General features: G+C 51.9%; 1 protein-coding gene. It reads right to left on the bottom strand.

Annotation, left to right across the window (positions count from 1 at the left end; genetic code table 11):
- Nucleotides 1-623 precede the first annotated feature (623 nt).
- A complete protein-coding gene (locus Q9Q40_15625; protein ID MDQ7008651.1) occupies nt 624-1,031 on the bottom strand; it encodes a hypothetical protein in 408 nt (135 codons plus the stop codon).
- Nucleotides 1,032-1,438 lie beyond the last annotated feature (407 nt).

Raw genomic sequence — 1,438 nt, 5'->3', positions numbered from 1 at the left:
CCCCCCCTAACCTTCCCCCCCCTAACCTTCCCCCCCCCTAACCTTCCCCCCCTAACCTTCCCCCCCTACCTAACCTTCCCCCCCTCCTTGAAACACTTTGCCGCGTCCGAATATTTTTGTAATGCCCAGCGTTTGCAAAAGTTCGAACGTGCGATCACGCGCAATGGAATATACAGATGAAGCTACCCAGTGTTCGTTTTGAAATTAGCCGCTAAGACCAAAGTTTACTATCCGACTGCCAAAAACCGCCCACACACAGCACCCCGAGGTCATAACCACGCCTGCTTCGCCATTGCGGCTGTGCCGCCCATGACACCGAAGCGATTGTCTTTGTAGAAGTGGCTGAGACATTTTCTCAACCACCGTCCCATCGCGACATGAAATGCGCTAAACCGCGGAACCCACATGCTACACCACGCACGTTGCCGCTCGAAAAGAAATGGAGATGAATGAACGCCCCGTACTGCCACAAACATACCCCACCGACGGCCACCACAAGGCCTAACAACACAACCACCGTGCACCATGCACCGCGCAACGTGCAGCAATGTCGCGAAACCAAATCCAAAAGTCGGCGAGACATTTTTTTACTTGGGTAGTAAAATCAACCCGTTCGACGAAATTCAAATTGCATCCGCGTTCGTTCCCGCATAGTTGTAATCTCCGCAAAACGAATTTTGAGAAATCATTTTTTTCGCGGCGCAAAGTGCACCTGAGATTTTCAACCACCAGGCGACCACGAACAACCATACACACGCCACCGTGTGCACAGGGCCGGTTTTTTCGAAATCCCAGACGGCGTGGAGAAAACTTTTTTCGACGCGACCAGTGCTGAGGCAATACGCAATCCGATGATGGCAGTTGGTCCCCGAAAAGTTTTCGACGATTTTTGGCCAACTCGATTTTTTGATTTTTTTGACCACCCGGCTGCTGCAGCGTCGCGCCGTGGTGGTGCTGGGGCGTGCCGCCGTGCGTGCCGAAACGCGAAAAACAAACTGATCCGCACAAGCCCGCGAAGCATCCAGTGGCATCAGAATTCGAAATTGAGTTCCGCTCCGAAAATTTCAGCTCGCGAAAAGTTTTTTTAATACTCGACTTTTTTGAGTTTGAGCAGAACTTTTTTCAAAATAATTTTGACGACCAAACCGCGGTGTGAAAAGTGCCCCGCGGCGGGATTCGAACCACCGGCCTATCCGATCTGAAACAGGTGCTCTACCACTGGGCTATGCCTGCACGGGTACCGGCCCAGGTACTATGAAATATTAGGAACCTAGCCGCGTGACCGGATGGTTGCTGTTTGACGCTTATTTGACTTTTGAAATATACCGGATATGTGGTGATAGTTCCAAGGAGCGCTCGTCAGGTTTGGCCACCTGACGAATTCTTCCGAAGAGCCTTCCGTGCCCACACTCTCTCTCCAACTCTGTCCCTCGGCTTC

It is taken from the genome of Acidobacteriota bacterium (assembly GCA_030949985.1).
Classification (GTDB): domain Bacteria; phylum Acidobacteriota; class Polarisedimenticolia; order J045; family J045; genus JALTMS01.
The sequence above is the reverse complement of the archived record's forward strand: the minus strand, read 5'-3'. Positions and strand labels throughout refer to the sequence as shown.